Genomic DNA, 16,847 nt, shown 5'->3' on the forward strand with positions numbered 1-16,847 from the left:
GTACAGCTAATGAAACTTTTTTACACTCTCGCCGCAATGACACTCTCGACCTGCGCTTTTGCGCAGTCGTACCTGCTGACCGTCGAAACTTTCGTCGGAAACAAATTGGAGGACAAAATGTCCTTCTCTCTGCAAGTCGGAGAGCCACAGACAAAGGGCTTCGACGGCAAGCTTCTGGCGAAACGCTACCGCGCAAAGGGCTTCCCCAACAAGCGTTATGCCGAAATAAAGGCGGCGGCGGCAGACGCAAAAAAAACGGAGGCGGAGGCTAAAATGACCCCGCGCGAAGTCGTGAAAAACCTCGCCGAAAAAACGCGCGGCGAGCTTGCCGCGGCGGAACGCGCAAGCGAATCGGCGGCGGTTAAAACGGACTCCCTTTCGGAGAAACTCAAACTTTTGGAGGAGCTTGAAGAGCTTGGCTCGCGCAATTCGCCGTCGTTCGACAGGTCGTACGAGGCTTTCTGCAAAAAGTACGAGCTGACCCCCGCCGACTTGGAATACAAGAAAATGCTCAAAAAACGCCCCGCCTACACGGGCGACATCGAGGAAATCGACTACGGCTCGTTCTGCGCGGCAAAAATCACGAAGGCCGCCGACAAGGACGCCCTGCTCAATATCGACTACGCGTACTCGCGCATTAGCTCCAGCTTCTACTCGGACGGCACAAACAATTCGAATTCGATAACAAAGCACCCCGTGGTCGAGCGTTTCGAAAAATACGGAATGAAAAACGTGCACCTTGTGGTTGGCAAGCCGTATTGCGTGCAGTTCGGCAGACTGTCGGCGGAAAAGGCGCGGTCGCTGTCGGAGGCTCTCTCGAAATCGGGCATTTTCGGCGACGGCGAAAGCGTGGCGGGAGGAGAACAGGCGGAAGCGGAGGCGGACGAATCGGCGAAGCTCGACGCGCAGGGGCTGTACTCGGAAATCAAGCGCAAATATTCGGGCGAGGGCGGTCGCGTGCTAAGAGCTGTCTTTACTCTTAAACACGACAAAGGGGCGTGAAAACGCCCCTCTAAGAGCGTTTCGCGAGTGTCTCAGACTGCTCGCGTACGAAAGTACGCCACGCACACGGGGCGTGAAAGCACCGTTGATGCGGCGTTTCGCGAGTGTCTAAGACTGCTCGCGTACGAAAGTACGCCACGCACCCTTAGCCGCTCGCAAAGCCACCGCCTGAACGGCACTTTGACGCCCCTAAAATTACAGCGCGGAGCGCGGAATATTTTTAGAGTGCGTTGGGATAAAAGTTGGGTTTATAAAAAAGCGGAGAATCCATGTTTTGGGATTTCCGCTTTTTCTTTTTTCGCGCAAAGCGCGTTTATTTAAATTTTTATATCGCATATCCCAATGCTAGTAATTGCCAACGGCAATACAAACTAATCGGGGAAAGCGGCAAGTATACTTGCCGCGCATAATCACAGAAAGGAGCGAAGCTCCGACGCCGTGCAGGCAGCTTGCCTGCCGCACCTTGCGCCCTCTAATTGACTTGATTAAACAGAGGGTGGGGGTAGAGTTGTGGGGTATGATAAGGTATATAGTATTGGCGATGGCGGTTGTTGCCGTTGGGCTGGGCGGGTGCTCGACGTCGGCGGTGGACGACGGCTCGTATCCGATGGGGGTGATGCTGCCCGCGAAGGGAGTCGGGGCGGCGGCTTCGGCGGAGGTCGTGCGCGGCATGGAGCTTGCCTGCGGCGAGATAAACGCGGCGGGCGGGCTTGACGGCATTCCGCTCAAATTGCTTGTGCGCGACTCTTCGACATTTTTGGAAAGTTTTGAATCGCTGCGCCGCGCGGGGGCGCGGGTGCTGAGCGTGGGCTTCGGGCGCGAGTGCATTGCCCAAAAGGCGTTTCTTTCGAAGCGCGACGACGTTTTTGTAAACTTCATGTGTACATACCCGCCCGCCACGCTCGACATGCCGAACGCAACGCGCATATTCCTGAACGGGGCGCAGGCGGGCGACATCATGGCGAAGGCGGTCGCGCGCGGGGAGGACAGGGACGTTCGGCTTGTCGTCATGAACGTCGACGACTACTTCGGCAAGGCGGACGCCGACTACCTTTCGTTCGACTTAAAACTCGACCGCACAAAACTCTACCGCGACGTTTTCGGCGCGGACGAGCGCGACTTCGACATTTTCGCCTCGCAGATAATGAGGCTCGACGCCGACTGCGTGTTTTACGTCGGCTACGGCGATTCGCTCGACGCGTTCGTGTCGGCGTTGGCTCGCGCGGGATACGGCAAAAAAATCGTGGCGAACTGCGGAATCGCGGCGTCTAAAATCCCCGCCCCGAAAGGCGTCGAACTGTGCATCGTGGAGACCGACTTTGCGCGGGGAACGCTCGGCGGCGAAAAAACGCGGGCGTTCGTTTCGGCGTATCGGGCGAAATACGGCACCGAGCCGACGTGGCTTGCGGCGTACGGGTACGATTCCGTCCGCATGCTTGCCGACGCGGCGAGGAAGTCGCGCTTCAACCCGTCGAAAATGCGCGACTGTTTCCGCAACACGTCCTGCGAGGGCGCGGCGGGGAAAATCGAGTTCGACAACTCGGCGGATTCGCTCTCGCAAATTTCGCTCGTAAAGCGGTAGAATGGATTTCGGTCGGCGCGAGACATCGGGGCGGGGAACGCGTTTTTACACGCCGCTTCTTCCGTATTTGTGCGCGTTGATTGCGTCGTTTTTTGCGGCGGGAATTTTCGAAAATCTGCGGGAGTTTGCGGGCGCGTGTCTGTCGGTTGCCGCCGCGCTGTTCGTCGCCGAGTCGGGCGCGGCGTTGCTGGCGGACTGTTTCGAAATGCCCGAAAGCCGCGCGGCGGCTCTTCGGAAAATCCGCTTTGCGGCGCGGATAGTCGGGGTGTTCGCGCTGGGAGTGTGGTATTTTTATTTCCGCGTACCGCCGAATCCGCACGCCGACCTCGCGCCGCGGCGGGCGCGCGTGGAGGCTGTGATAGACGAGGTTTCGCGCGGAGTGAACGACTCCCGCTACGGAATCGCAACCATTACCAACGCGCCGTATTTTGCGCCGAACGCCGTAGGGCACAAAATGTGGTTTACCGTCTCCGACGGGAAAAACGCGGCGACGCCCAACAAAAATTTTGTCGTTTCGCAAAAAGTTTCCTTCGACGGCGTGTTCTCTGCGGTCTACCCGTCCGAGCCGAAATCGCGCGGCTTCGGCGCGAACACGCCAGAGGGTAGGGCGTTCGAAAAATACCTCCGAAGCCGCTTCGTCTATTTCAAGATGTCGGCGCGGATTGCGGACGCGTCGGTGTTGGAGGGCGAAAGCATGCGCTTCGGCTTTTACGAAGCCGTGCGGAAATACGCCGAGCGTTCTCTTTCGGCGTTCCCGCGCGAATCGCAGGCGGACGGCGAGGCGGCGCGGACGTATCGGGCGATGATTTTGGGCGACAAAAGCCTGCTCACCGAAGCCCAAAAGCGCGATTTCAGGGACACCGGCACGATGCACGTTTTCGCGATAAGCGGGCTTCATGTGGGCTTTGCCGCCGCCGTGCTTTACGGCGCTCTTGCGGCGGTCGGCGTAGGGCGGCGCTTTCAGCCGTTCGTTGCGCTGCCCGCGCTCTACCTCTACGTTTGCGCGTGCGGGGCGCGTCCGTCGGCAATGCGGGCGTTCGGAATGGTTGCCCTTGTGTGGCTTGCGCTTGCGTTCTCGCGCGGAATGCGCCCGTTCGGCGCGTTGGTGTTTGCGGCGGCAATAGCGGTCGTAGCTGCGCCGCAGACGGTTTTCGACGCGGGCTTCGGGCTTTCGTACGCGATTGTGGCTTCGATATTCGTCTATTCCGTGCCGCTTTACGGGTACCTTTCGGGGCTTGGTCGGAGCGGGGTTTCGGACGGCAAAATTTCGGCTTTCGGGAGTTTTGCGTCGTGGGCGAAGTCGTATTTTCTCGGCGCGTTTTGCATATCGCTTGGGGCGATGTTCGCCGCCGCGCCTCTTGGAGCTCATTATTTTTCGTACTTTTCGCCGATGTCGGTTTTGTACTCGCCCGTGTTTGTGGGCGGCGCTGGGCTTGCGGTGGGGCTTGGCTTTGCGGGGTTTGCGCTGCCGAATTTTATTGCGGGCGTTCTCAACACCGTCGCGGCGTGGATAGTGGGCGCGATGTCCGCATGGGCGAAGTTCTGCGCGGAAATTTGGAGCGGCAGGGTCGATTTCCCCTTGCCGAACGCTCTTACGGCGTACTCTGCGGTGGCTGTTTTTCTTGTCGTTTCTGCGTACTGCGCCGACTTAAAAAACGCCTTTTTGAGATTCGGGCTTGCCCCGCTGCTCGCGGCGTCGATAATGCTTTTATTCGAAAATGTTTAGGGAAATCAGAATATCCGATGCCGCCTCCGTCCGCGCGAATCTGGACGATTCCGCGTACGGGCGTCTGCGCTCGATTTTCGCGTCGGGCGGGCGTGTGGGCGTTGCGTGTTCGGGCGGCGCGGATTCGGTTTTCCTTTTGCGCGTTTTGGCGGCGGAATTCGGCGCGGAAAATCTTGCGGTCTTGCATTTCAACCACAAAGTGCGCGCGGCTGCGGAAATCGACGAAAAGTTCGTTGAGTCTGAGTGCGCCAAGCTTGGCGCGGAGTTCGTTCGCGGCTCTCCCGACGAAACCCCGCGAGACCGCTCGGAGGGCGGCTTGCGGGCTTTGCGCCTTGCGTTTTTCGAAAAAAGCGCGGACGATTTGAAGCTTGCGGCGGTTGCCCAGGGGCACCACGCGGGCGACGTCGCCGAGACGCTCCTCATGCGGCTTGCCCGCGGCGCGGGCTTGGGCGGTCTCTGCGCTCCGCGCCCGATTTCGCGCCTGCGCGGGGTGGAGTATCTGCGCCCGATTCTGGGCATGTCGAAGCGCGAAATCGTCGCGGCGATGGTGTCTGCGGGGCTTGCGTGGCGCGAGGACGAATCGAACGCGGGGCTTGACTATTTCCGCAACAGGATAAGAAACGCGGTTTTGCCCGCGTTTGCGGAGGCGTCGCAGTACGACGTTTTCGCGGGGGCGGTGCGCTCTCGCGGGCTTTTGCAGGAGGACGCCGACGCGCTCGACGCCCTGTTTTCCGCCGAGTACGCCCGCGCAAACGCGGGGAAGCCGGACGGCGGCGGCGTGTTTTTGTCGGAGTCGATTTTGGCGCATGCGGCCTTTGTCCGCAGGGCGGTCGAAAAATTTTTGTCGGAGCGCGGGCTTTGCGTGAGGGCGTCGGCGGTCGATGCGTTCGTGCGCGGAATCGCCGCGCATGCGGACGCGCGTCTCGACGCGGGCGCGGTGTTTGTTGATTTTTCGCCGCGCGACTTCTCTCTTTCGGCCGTCCCGAAAAAAACGGATTTCGAGCTTTCCGTGCGCGTCGGCGGAAGCGTCGCGCTTCCCGACGGTTCCGCGCTTTGCGCCCGCATTGTCGCCCTTTCGCCCGACCGCGCCGATTCCATAAAAAGCGGCGGCAACGACGACCGCGTTTCGGCGTATCTCAACCCGTCCGCGCTATGCGGAGGGGATTCGCTCCGCGTGCGCGCGCGCCGCGACGGCGACGCCTACGCGCCCGTCGGCAGGCGTTCCCCGAAAAAGCTGAAAACGCTCTTCGAGGGAAAAAAAACGCCGCGCCCGAAACGAATTTCCGCGCCCGTTGTCTGTAATTGCGCGGGGGAGATTCTGTGGGTGCGCGGGCTTGCCCCCGCCGATAAATTCAAATTGGCGGATTCCGCCGAGGCATTAGAATTGACCTTTTGCCGAACTGTATGATAGCTTTTAATCTTTCAAATGGACAATAGAGACAAGAATTCGGGATTTTCCAAACTGCCAAACAAGCCGTACTTTGTGTGGCTGCTGGTAATCTGCGCGGTGGTGTTTCTTGTGTCGCTCCCGCGCGGCGCGGGCGGCGGGCAAACGCAGGAGCTTGATGTGCGCAAACTCATGCATGCCGTCGAAAACGACACAATCGCTTCGATGACCGTGCGCAACGACCCAACCGCGGGCAAAGACTGGTACGTAATAGAGGGGAAAATCAAGAACCCGACTTTCGGCAAGGAGGGCGCGGACGCCAACACCCCGCGCACGCTTCCGTTCGTTTTCAACGGCCGCATAACCGACGAAATGTACAAAAAACTTTCCGACCCCGCCGCCCCGTGGGATTTGAAGGAAGTTCCCGCAAGCACTTTCTGGGGCAGCATGGTGATGTCGGTTCTGCCTTTCGTGATTGTCGTGGGCTTTCTGTATTTCTTTTTCATGCGCCAGATGCGCGGCGCGGGCAAGGGCGCGATGTCGTTCGGCAAAAGCCGCGCGCGCCTGCTTACGCCAGACAAGGACAGAATCACTTTCGCCGACGTCGCGGGCTGCGACGAATCCAAGGAGGAGGTTTCCGAAATTGTCGAATTTCTGAAAAATCCGCAGCGTTTCAAGGACATCGGCGCGAGAATCCCCAAGGGCATTCTGATGGTTGGCCCTCCCGGAACGGGCAAGACGCTTCTTGCCCGCGCAGTCGCGGGAGAGGCGGACGTTCCGTTCTTTTCGATAAGCGGTTCGGATTTTGTGGAAATGTTCGTGGGCGTCGGCGCGGCGAGGGTTCGCGACATGTTCGAGCAGGCCCGCAAGGCGGCTCCGTGCCTTGTGTTCATCGACGAAATCGACGCCGTGGGACGCCAGCGCGGCGCGGGTCTAGGCGGCGGCAACGACGAGCGCGAGCAGACTCTCAATTCGCTGCTCGTCGAAATGGACGGCTTCGACTCCCGCACGGGCATAATAATCATCGCCGCGACCAACCGCCCCGACGTTCTCGACAACGCGCTTCTGCGCCCCGGACGCTTCGACAGGCAGGTTGTAATCGACCTTCCCGACGTGAACGGGCGCGAGGAGATTCTGAAAATCCACGCAAAAAAAATCAAACTTTCGGACGGCGTGGATTTGTCGAAAATCGCCCGCATGACCCCCGGCTGTTCGGGCGCGGATTTGGCGAACCTGCTCAACGAAAGCGCGATTATCGCCGCCAGAAGGAGCGAAAAAACCGTCTCGGAAGCCGACATCGACGAGGCTCGCGACAAGGTCTTCTTCGGGCGCGAACGCAAAAAACTCATGGACGCCGACGAGAAAAAACTTACCGCATACCACGAGGCGGGGCATGCGCTCATTCAGGCGATTGTCGACAACGGCAGACTGCCCGTCCACAAGGTGACGATTATTCCGCGCGGACAGAGCTTGGGTTCCACAATGTTCATTCCCTCGCGCGATATCCGCACCGAAAGCAAGACGTCGCTTCTTAACAACATCTGCACGAGCCTCGGCGGGCGCGTGGCGGAGGAGCTTGTGCTCTCCGACATCACAAACGGCGCGGCGGCGGACATCAAGCAGGCTACGAAAGTCGCCCGCAAAATGGTCTGCGACTGGGGCATGAGCGACCTCGGCCCGATTTCATTCGGCGAAAATCAGGACCACATTTTCATTGGGCGCGAAATCGCCCGCGAGGAGCGCGTCAGCGAGCGCACCGCAATGGAAATCGACGAAAGCGTAAAGGCGATTATCGACGGACAGCTCGCGCGGGCGCGGAAAATCGTCTCCGACAACCGCGGGAAGCTCGACACAATCGCGAACGAGCTTTTGATTCGCGAGACAATCGACGGCGCGGACGTCTACAAAATCGTGGACGGAACTTTCACCCCGACCGACAGGGAGCAGTGGGAGTGCGAGCAGGCGGAAAAGCTTGCCGCCAAGCGGAAAGCCGCCGCGAATCCCGACGCGGAGCGGAAGCCCGAAGCCGCCGACGGCGCGGAAACGGACGCCTCGGACGCGTCGCCCGAAGCCGCGTCTTAGAGCTTCGATTTTGCAATTCAAAAAAGCCTTTCGGACGGAATCCGAAAGGCTTTTTTTGTGCCCGATTTGCGCGGCTTATTCGAAGCGGTAGAAGCGTTCGGGAGTGTCGAAAAATCCGTCGGGGGCGTCGGACAGCCACCCGTTAAGCTGCAAAAACTTCGGCGCAAACATGTAGCCGCGCAAAATTTCGATGTCGGGCGTTCCCGCGAATTTCAGCGCGGCGTAGAGCGCCTCTACGGTCGCGAGTCCGTGCGGGTCGGAGTGCATTTTGGACACGCGCGGATACGCCGTCTTTATCGAGGGCGGCAGCGAGCGCGACACAAAATTCCCGAAGACTTTGTTGCGTATGCGCGGCAGCAAATGCCATGTGGAGTCGAGCAAAAGCACGGGTCGGTCGGCGTCGGCGGGCGACATCTCTGGCGCGCCGATTTCGAGCAGGGTGAAGCCCGACGCGTCGAACGAAAATCCGTCGGTTGCCGCCAGAAATTCGAAGTTCGGGCGGCCGTGCAAATGGCGTAGGGAGCACTTTTTCAGGTTCTCGCGCGGGTGTCTTATCACGACGACGTTCATTGCCGCGTTTTTTTCATTCCCCGCGCCGATTGTCGAGCGTTTTTTTGCGCCGCAAGTCCTTATTTTTTGCTTGTGGGAGGGCGGCTTTTCGTATTCTAATCTGCGACGCATTTTTTTACATTTATGAGCGACAATATCATCAAAATCGAAAACGGAAAATTAATAGTGCCCGACAGGCCCGTAATGCCCTTCATCGAAGGCGACGGAATCGGACCCGACATCTGGGCGGCGGCGGTTCGCGTGTTCGACGCGGCGGTCGAAAAGGCCTACGGCGGACAGCGTAAAATCGAATGGCTCGAAGTCCTTGCGGGCGAAAAGGCTTTCAAGAAAACGGGTTCGTGGCTTCCGCAGGAAACCCTCGACGCGTTCAGAAAATATCTGGTCGGCATCAAAGGCCCGCTCACTACACCCATCGGCGGCGGCATACGCTCGCTCAACGTCGCGCTCAGGCAGGAGCTTGACCTCTACGTCTGCCAGCGTCCCGTGCGCTATTTCAAGGGCGTAGACAGCCCCGTAAAACGCCCCGACCTCGTCGACATGGTGATTTTCCGCGAAAACACCGAAGACATCTATGCGGGCATCGAATTCGAACGCGGCACTCCCGACGCCAAGAAAATCGAGGACTTCATCAAGGAGAATTTTCCCGCCAGATACGCGAAAATCCGCTTCCCCGAATCGAGCGGCATAGGCATCAAGCCCGTTTCGGAAGAGGGCACGGCGCGTCTTGTCCGCTCGGCAATCAACTACGCGATAGCCCAGAACCGCAAGAGCGTTACCCTCGTCCACAAGGGCAACATCATGAAGTTCACCGAAGGCGCGTTCCGCGACTGGGGCTACAAAGTCGCCCGCGAAGAATTCGGCGCGCAGCCCATCGACGGCGGCCCGTGGTGCAAACTGCCCAACGGCATTGTCGTTAAAGACTGCATTGCCGACGCCTTCCTGCAACAGATTCTCACGCGTCCCGCCGAATACGACATCGTGGCGACGCTCAACCTCAACGGCGACTACATCTCCGACGCGCTCGCCGCGCAGGTCGGCGGCATCGGCATCGCTCCCGGCGGCAACATCAACTACACCACGGGACACGCGATTTTCGAGGCCACCCACGGCACCGCGCCCAAGTACGCAAACCTCGACAAGGTGAACCCCGGCTCGGTAATCCTTTCGGGCGAAATGATGTTCCGCTACCTCGGCTGGAACGAGGCCGCCGACCTCATCATCAAGGGGCTTGAATCGGCAATCGGCGCGAAGGTTGTCACATACGATTTGGCGCGTCTCATAGCGGGTTCGAAAGAGGTAAAGTGCTCCGAATTCGCCGACGAAATCATCTCGCAACTGAAAAAGTAGAAGATGTCGGAAAAACTTTTGGTTATAGGGTCGGTCGCCTACGACTGCATCGAAACTCCCGACGATTCCGCCGACTTCATTCTCGGCGGGTCGGCGAGCTACGCGGCGCTGGCGGCGTCCTACTTCGCGCCGACAATCATCTCGGCGGTCGTTGGGAACGACTTCAAGGAATCCGACATCAAGCGCCTCACCGCGCGTTCGGTGGACATCTCGAACCTCCAATTCGACTCCGCAAAGCCCACGTTTTTCTGGCGCGGAAAATACCACGAAAACTTCAACTCGCGCGAGACGCTCGACGTGCGCCTGAACGCGTACGAAGATTTCAAACCCGCTCTCGACGAAAACGCGCGCAACGCTGGCTTTGTGCTGCTGGGCAACATTTCGCCCGCGGTGCAGTCGGCGGTTCTCGACTTGGTGCGCGAGCCGAAGTTTGTCGTGCTCGACACGATGGACTTGTGGATAGGCACGGAGCGCGACGCGCTTATGAAGCTCGTGCGCCGCTGCGACCTGCTTATCGTCAACGACTCCGAGGCGAAAATGCTCGCCGACACAAGCAACATAATAGTTGCGGGCAACACCCTGCTTAAACTCGGCGCAAAAAGCGCGATTGTAAAGACGGGAGAATACGGAGCAATGCTCTTCCACAAAGACGGATTCTTTGCGATTCCCGCCTATCCCGTGGCGTCGCTCCACGACCCGACGGGCGCGGGCGACTCTTTTGCGGGCGCGTTGGCTGGCTACCTTGCGGGCTGCGGAAAGACCGACTTTGCGTCGATAAAGCTCGGCATGCTCGCGGGGGCGGCGACGGCGTCGATGACGGTCGAGTCGTTCTCGTGCTACAAGCTCGAAGAAAACGGGCTGGACGAAATCGAAAGACGCTGCGAATACATCAAAAAAATATCGCAAATACAATGAGCGAAGTTCTCGAAATTGCAAAGCGCGCCCGCGCGGCGTCGCTTAAACTTGCGTCGTACTCCTCCGAAGCGAAGAACGCCGCGATAGAAAAAATCGCCGACGCCGTGCTTGCGCGCGCCGACGAAATCAAGGCGGCGAACGCCCTCGACGTGGAGGCGGCGCGGGGGAAAATCTCCGCGCCCATGCTCGAACGCCTTTCGCTGAACGACAAAAAAATCGCCGCAATGGCGGAGGGCGCAAGGCAGGTCGCCAAGCTCCCCGATCCCGTCGGCGAGATAATCGAATCGACCGTGCGCCCCAACGGACTGCGCATAGACAAGGTTCGCGTGCCGATAGGCGTAATCGGAATCATCTACGAAAGCCGCCCGAACGTCACGGTAGACTGCGCGGTGCTCTGCCTAAAAAGCGGCAACGCGTCGATTCTGCGCGGCGGCAGCGAATGCTTCAAAACAAACGGCGTGCTTGCGGAAATCATTTCCGAGGCCCTCGCGGCTTCGGGGCTTGACCCCGACTGCGCCCAAATGATTCCCACAACCGATCGCGCCGCTTTCGGCGAGCTTTTAAAGCTCGACAAATACGTTCACTGCATAATTCCCAGAGGCGGCGAAAAACTCATCAGGTTCGTCGTGGAAAACTCGTCGATACCCGTGGTCAAGCACTACAAGGGCGTCTGCACGGTTTATGTGGACAAGTCAGCCGACCCCGACATGGCGGAGAAACTTTTGGTAAACGCAAAATGCCAGCGTCCGAGCGTCTGCAACGCGGCGGAAAACCTGATTGTGCACGCGGACGTAGCGGAGGCGCTTCTGCCGAGGCTCGCAAACGCGCTCGTCTCGCGCGGAGTGGAATTCCGCGCCTCCGAGCGTTGCGCTCCGATTCTCTCCCGCGCGGGCGTTCCGTTCGTCCCCGCGACGGAGGAGGATTTTTCGACCGAATACATCGACCTCATTATTTCGGCGGACATCGTCGATTCCGTGGACGCGGCGGCGGATTTCGTCAACAAATACGGATCGGGGCACTCCGACCTGATTGTGACGGCAGACTCAGCGGCTGCGGAGGAATTTCTGAACAAAACGGACTCCGCCACTGTCTATTGGAACGCGTCCACGCGCTTCACCGACGGCTTCGAGTTCGGCTTCGGGGCGGAAATCGGAATTTCCACCGACAAGCTCCACGCGCGCGGGCCGATGGGCTTGAAGGAGCTGTGCTCCTACAAGTACAAAATCTACGGCAACGGTCAGACGAGAGGCTAAATGGAGGACGATTCCGAAAAAGGCGAACCGCGCATTCTCCGCAAAGACGGCGAAGAAATCGAAATAGTGTACGCCGACGCGGGCGACGAAATAGAAATCGGCGAGGACGAGGAGGTCGAGTTTATCGAGCTTCCGCCGCCGCCTTTCGGCGCGTTCCCGCCAGAATTTGCGCCCTCCCGCCCGCAGGAGGTCCGTCCGCGCCCGAAACCGCAGACGGGGCGCGGCCGCAACCTCAACATAAAAAAAACTTCGAAAAAGTCCGCGGAAACCGCGCCTGCTGAGTCGGACTCGACTGGCGGAAAACCCTTCCGCGCAAACATAAGACCCGATGAAGCGCAGCCCGCGCGGCATTCGGGCAGGCTTGCGGCGTTTTTCAAATTCTTCCTTGCCGCGGCCGTTTGCCTTGCGGGAATCGCCGCGTGCGGCTACGCAATTTTCATCTTCCACGAAAAGCTCGCGTCGTCGTCCGTCGCGGAATCCGCCGAAGCGTCGGCAAATTCGGGCGGCATCGCCGACAAAAAGGCGAACGCGGTTGTCCGCAGTTTCTACGAATTTTCGGGCGGATTGGCGACGTCGGCGGAGTTCCGCGACATGCTCGTAAAGGGCGTCGTGAAATCGGGCGGCGCGGAGAAAAGCTTTTACGGAATCAGGCGTCCGAACGGGCGCACCTACGCAAAGCTGGGCGACACCCGCGCGTACTTCGCCGAAAGGCTCGGCGCGGGCGTGTTCCTTCTGCGCGACATGCGCGTTTCGGGCGCGCGGGAGAAACTTTCGGGGCGCGACGCGCTGTTTGTTCGCACCATGACGCTCTTCGACGAACCGCTGTTTTCCGCGTTTTTCCCGCAGTCGGAAAACGCCGACGACAGCTCCGCGGTGTCCTACGCGGGCGCGGAGATTTTCGACGGGCGCGACGCCGAAGTTGTGGCCGTCGAAAACGGGGCGGTGAAAACCCGCTACTTCTTCGCCGCCGCAAGCGGCGAGATGCTCGCGGCGGAATATTCCGACGGTTCGCAAAAGGCGCTCGTCAAATTTTCCGACTACCGCGCGGAGAACGGCGTGAAGTTTCCGCTCAAAAAGGAGGTTTTTGCGGGCGGGAAAAAGATTTTCGAAATGTCGCTCGACTTGGCGATACGCAACAGGGGCTTCCTGTTCCCGTAGCTACAAAAGCCTTTCGAGCCGCGCGGCAACGCGTTCGCGCCCGATTTTTCCGACGATTTCCGCGAGCGCGAGCCTGTTTTTCAGCCCGCTTTGGGGAATGTTTACGGCAACCTGCATGTAGTTGTCGGTGTAGCCGAGGTAGTCGCCGTTGGCGAGCCTGTTTTCGAGCAGGACTTCGCGGATTTTCCCGACGTTTTTTTCGGCGAATTTCGACCTTATTTCCTCCGCCGTTTTCCGCAGTTCCGCGGCTCTCGCCTTGCGGATTTCCGCCGGTACCTGCCCGTCCATGACCGCCGCGAGCGTTTTGGGGCGCGGCGAGAACGTGAAGACGTGCGCGTACGCCATGCCCGAAGAGAGCAGGCGCGACTTCGTCAGGGCGAAGTCCTCTTCGGACTCGCGCGGGTGTCCGCAGATTAGGTCGGTGCCCACCGCGATGTATTCCGACTTGTTGCGGATTTTTTCGAGCGTGGCGGCGAACTCCGCGTAGGCGTATTTTCTGCGCATTGCCGAAAGCACGTTGTCGGAAAGGCTCTGCGACGATATGTGCAGGTGCGGCGCGAGCTTGTGCGAAGAATCCGCCATGCGTTCGAGAAGCGCGTCAAGTTCGAAGTGCGGCGGCTCGATGCTGCCGAGGCGCAGGCGCAGAAGTTCGGGGATTTTGTCGAGCCTGTCTGCGAGGTCGGCGAGCCCGCCCTCTGGCGACGAAAATTTTGCGATGTTTATTCCAGTAAGAATTATCTCGCGCACGCCGCGCGAGACGAGGTTTTCGGCGTCGCGCACTATGTCGCCGAAAGCCCTGCTTCGGGGCAGCCCGCGTGCGCGGGGAATTATGCAGTAGGCGCAGGCGTTGTCGCAGCCGTCCTGAATTTTGAGGTTCATGCGGTCGTCTAGCGGCGTGTTTCCGCGCGACGCTTCGGGGCTTGCGGGCAGGGCGGAATCGGAAAGCACAAGCGGCTCTTCGGCGGGCGGGTATCTTTTTATAATCTCCGCGGCGCGGGCTTTGAGCGCGTTGCAGACAACCCATTTCACGTTGGGAAGCTCCGCTATTTTGTGCGGGTCGGTCTGCGCGTAGCAGCCGCTTACGGCGATGGCGCAGTGCGGGTTGGCGCGGGCGAAAATGCGTATCGCCTGTCGCGTCTTAGCTTCGGCAAGCACGGTCAGGGCGCATGAGTTTACAACGCCGAAATCGGCCGGCTCGTCCCAGCCGACGACTTCGAAGCCGCATTCCCGCGCGGAGTCGGCAATCGCCGCCGATTCGTAGTGGTTTACGCGGCAGCCGAGCGTAAAGATTGCAATTTTTTGCGACATCGCTATTCGTACACGGTGGGGTCTGGCACGCCGGCAAGCTCGAAAGCCTCGCGGCGTTCGGTGCATGTTCCGCATTTTCCGCAGTGGAATTTTCCGCCCTTGTAGCACGACCACGTTCTGGCGAAATCGACGCCAAGCTCCGCGCCGAGTTTTACGATGTCCGCCTTTGTCATATCGACGAACGGGCGTTCGAGCCTAATCGGCTCGTAGTGGCAGAGGTGCAGGACGCCGTCGAGGGCGTCGGCGAATTCGTTTCGGCAGTCGGGGTAGATTGCGTGGTCTCCGCTGTGGGCGGCGTACGCCACGGAGTCCGTCCCAATCGCGATTGCGCGGGCGGCGGCGACCGCCACGAGAATCATGTTCCTGTTGGGAACGACCGTCGTCTTCATGTTTTCGTCGGCATATCCTCCCTCCGGAACTTCGACCGACTTTTGCGTCAGGGCGTTGTCGCCGAAAAGCGGTTGCAGGGCGGAGAGGTCGGCGATGTCGAGCTTTACGCCGAGCTTTTCGCAGTTGAATTTTGCGCATTCAAGCTCCCGCGCGTGCCGCTGTCCGTAGTTTACCCACAGCGCGCCGTCGGCGCGGTTTTCAGCCGCGAGCTTGTGCAAAAGCACGGTGGAGTCCAAGCCCCCCGAATATACAATCAATGCCATTGTTAGAGAATTATTAAATTGCATTAGACTATTATTTTTGCCAAATTCAACGCCAAATTTTATTTTATGGGTACCGTATTCCAGATAATCGGCAGCTTGGGTTTGTTCCTCTTCGGAATGAAATTAATGAGCGACGGCTTGCAAAAGCTTTCGGGCGAACGTTTGCGCGAGGTCATGCGCAAGATGACGGGCAACCGCTTCTACGGGCTCTTTTCGGGGACGTTCATTACCATGACCGTCCAAAGCTCGACAGTGACGACCGTGATGGTGGTAAGCTTCGTCAACGCGGGTCTGCTTACCCTGCGCGAGGCAATCGGCGTGATAATGGGCGCGAACTTGGGCACGACGACCACCGCGTGGCTTATCGCGATTTTGGGCTTCAAGTTCTCTCTTGCCGACATTGCGCTGCCGATTATCGGCGTGGGCGTTGTGGTCTCGTTCTGCAAGCGGGCTGGCTGGCGAAGCGCGGGCGAATTTCTGGTAGGCTTCGGACTGCTGTTCATGGGGCTTGAATACCTCAAAAATGCAGTGCCCGACATTCAGTCGCACTCCGAGGTGTTGGAGTGGATTCGCGAATACTCCAACATGGGCTTCCTTTCGGTCCTGCTCTTCTTGGCGTTCGGGGTGATTCTTACTCTTGTGGTGCAGTCGTCGGCTGTGGCAATCGCGATTACAATTACGATGGCGGCAAAGGGCTGGATTACCCTCGACCTCGCCGCGGCAATCGTCTTGGGCGAAAACATCGGCACAACCATGACCGCGCTTGTGGCGGCAATTCCCGCGAGCCTTAGCGGCAAACGCGCGGCGATTGCCCACCTGCTTTTCAACGTGCTGGGCGTTGTCTGGATGCTTGCGGTGTTCTACTGGTTTGTGGATTTCATCTGCTGGCTCGTCCCCGCGGCGGGCACTCCCGCGGCGGAAACGCTCAGAGCCATGAGCATTACGGATTTCGATTCGCTCACGGGCGCGGCACGCGACGCCGCCCTCGAAAAAGTGGCGATTCCCGCGCGGCTTGCGATGTTCCACACAATGTTCAACCTCACCAACATTTGCGTGCTGATTGGCTTCGTTCCGCAGATAGAGAAAATCGCGTGCTGGATTATCAAGGGCGGGGCGGGCTACAAGCACCGCACGGCTTTGCAGCGCATAGAATACCTTACGTCGAACGTCTCCGAAATGGGCGAGCTTGCGCTCTTCGAGGGGCAGAAGGAGCTTGTGAAGCTCGCGGAGCTTTCGGGCGAAATGTTCAACGGCTTCGTCTATGTGATTCAGAATCCCGACAAGGATTTAAGCTCGGAGGTCGCCCGTTTGCGCGACTTGGAGGAGGAGTCCGACAAGCTCTCGATTGCCCTCACAAACTTTTTCGTCAAGTGTTCCGCGCACGATCTCAGCCAAAACAGCATAAAAATCGTCACAAGGAACATGATTATCGTCCCCGAGTTGGAGGAAATGTGCGACTCCTGCTACCGTCTCATCACTCTTGCCCGCAAACGCTACCGCAAGCAGTTCTTCGACGAAATGCTCAAATCGCAGGTCTTTATGGAGTTCTGCGCCGAGATGAACAAGTTTGTGCAGTTTGCGGATACAAGCCTGAATTCGCGCGAAATCAGCGCGGCCGACTTGGACAGCTCGCTTAAAATGCGCGAAAAGCTCGACTTGGGGCGCAAGGCTCTTCGCCGCGAGGCTATCCGCCAGATGGAGTCCACGGGCGTTACGCGCGGCGGCATTCTGTTTATCGAAATTCTTTCGGCGTGCGAGCGCGTGAACTCGCACGCGATGAACATTCTCGAAGCAATGAACCCCCGCGCGGGGCAGTAGCTTTTTTTGCGAAACTTTTTTGTGCGCCGCGCGTTTACCCCTTTAT

13 protein-coding genes are annotated in these 16,847 nt (G+C 59.1%); 10 read left to right on the forward strand and 3 right to left on the reverse strand.

Features of this window, described 5'->3' with window-relative positions; genetic code table 11:
- Positions 1–9 precede the first annotated feature (9 nt).
- From P3B99_007050 to ftsH, 5 genes are all read left to right on the forward strand, one after another.
- Complete coding sequence (locus P3B99_007050) at positions 10–1,002, forward strand: hypothetical protein (GenBank protein ID WYJ06963.1); 993 nt, start codon at positions 10–12, stop codon at positions 1,000–1,002.
- Positions 1,003–1,519: 517 nt separating this feature from the next.
- Positions 1,520–2,584: an ABC transporter substrate-binding protein gene (locus tag P3B99_007055; protein ID WYJ06964.1), complete on the forward strand. Its 1,065-nt coding sequence runs from the start codon at positions 1,520–1,522 to the stop codon at positions 2,582–2,584.
- Between the two features lies 1 nt (position 2,585).
- The gene (locus P3B99_007060; protein WYJ06965.1) at positions 2,586–4,310 is read left to right on the forward strand and encodes a ComEC/Rec2 family competence protein; all 1,725 of its coding nucleotides are present in this window, start codon (positions 2,586–2,588) and stop codon (positions 4,308–4,310) included.
- The gene (gene tilS, locus P3B99_007065) at positions 4,303–5,718 is read left to right on the forward strand and encodes a tRNA lysidine(34) synthetase TilS (protein ID WYJ06966.1); all 1,416 of its coding nucleotides are present in this window, start codon (positions 4,303–4,305) and stop codon (positions 5,716–5,718) included. The genes P3B99_007060 and tilS overlap by 8 nt, the downstream gene beginning before the upstream one ends.
- Positions 5,719–5,736: 18 nt before the next feature.
- Positions 5,737–7,779, forward strand: coding sequence for an ATP-dependent zinc metalloprotease FtsH (gene ftsH, locus P3B99_007070; GenBank protein ID WYJ06967.1), 2,043 nt, complete (start codon positions 5,737–5,739; stop codon positions 7,777–7,779).
- A gap of 75 nt (positions 7,780–7,854) precedes the next feature.
- Here ftsH and P3B99_007075 read toward each other — a convergent pair whose 3' ends face one another.
- Complete coding sequence (locus P3B99_007075; protein ID WYJ06968.1) at positions 7,855–8,460, reverse strand: hypothetical protein; 606 nt, start codon at positions 8,458–8,460, stop codon at positions 7,855–7,857.
- A 12-nt stretch (positions 8,461–8,472) separates the two neighbouring features.
- On the opposite strand from P3B99_007075, the gene icd reads away from it, so the two are divergent.
- From icd to P3B99_007095, 4 genes are read left to right on the forward strand one after another with little or no spacing between them, the layout of a single operon-like run.
- Positions 8,473–9,696 (forward strand): NADP-dependent isocitrate dehydrogenase, encoded by a 1,224-nt coding sequence (gene icd / locus P3B99_007080; protein ID WYJ06969.1) that lies wholly within the window; start codon positions 8,473–8,475, stop codon positions 9,694–9,696.
- A gap of 3 nt (positions 9,697–9,699) precedes the next feature.
- On the forward strand, positions 9,700–10,611 hold the full coding sequence (locus P3B99_007085; protein WYJ06970.1) for a PfkB family carbohydrate kinase: 912 nt from the start codon (positions 9,700–9,702) through the stop codon (positions 10,609–10,611).
- Positions 10,608–11,864 (forward strand): glutamate-5-semialdehyde dehydrogenase, encoded by a 1,257-nt coding sequence (locus tag P3B99_007090; protein ID WYJ06971.1) that lies wholly within the window; start codon positions 10,608–10,610, stop codon positions 11,862–11,864. The genes P3B99_007085 and P3B99_007090 overlap by 4 nt, the downstream gene beginning before the upstream one ends.
- On the forward strand, positions 11,865–13,022 hold the full coding sequence (locus P3B99_007095; GenBank protein WYJ06972.1) for a hypothetical protein: 1,158 nt from the start codon (positions 11,865–11,867) through the stop codon (positions 13,020–13,022).
- On the opposite strand, the gene mtaB is transcribed toward P3B99_007095, so the two are convergent.
- Together mtaB and queC are read right to left on the reverse strand one after the other, a co-directional pair.
- Entirely contained in the window at positions 13,023–14,330 is a 1,308-nt protein-coding gene (gene mtaB, locus P3B99_007100; GenBank protein ID WYJ06973.1) for a tRNA (N(6)-L-threonylcarbamoyladenosine(37)-C(2))-methylthiotransferase MtaB, read from the reverse strand. It lies immediately after the preceding gene.
- A gap of 2 nt (positions 14,331–14,332) precedes the next feature.
- Positions 14,333–14,983, reverse strand: a complete 651-nt coding sequence (queC, locus tag P3B99_007105; GenBank protein WYJ06974.1) for a 7-cyano-7-deazaguanine synthase QueC — start codon at positions 14,981–14,983, stop codon at positions 14,333–14,335.
- Positions 14,984–15,049: 66 nt separating this feature from the next.
- Between queC and P3B99_007110 the strand changes: the two genes are divergently transcribed.
- The gene (locus P3B99_007110) at positions 15,050–16,801 is read left to right on the forward strand and encodes a Na/Pi cotransporter family protein (protein WYJ06975.1); all 1,752 of its coding nucleotides are present in this window, start codon (positions 15,050–15,052) and stop codon (positions 16,799–16,801) included.
- Positions 16,802–16,847: the final 46 nt, after the last annotated feature.

It is taken from the genome of Opitutia bacterium KCR 482, from assembly GCA_029269845.2.
Taxonomy (GTDB): Bacteria; Verrucomicrobiota; Verrucomicrobiia; order Opitutales; family Intestinicryptomonadaceae; genus Merdousia.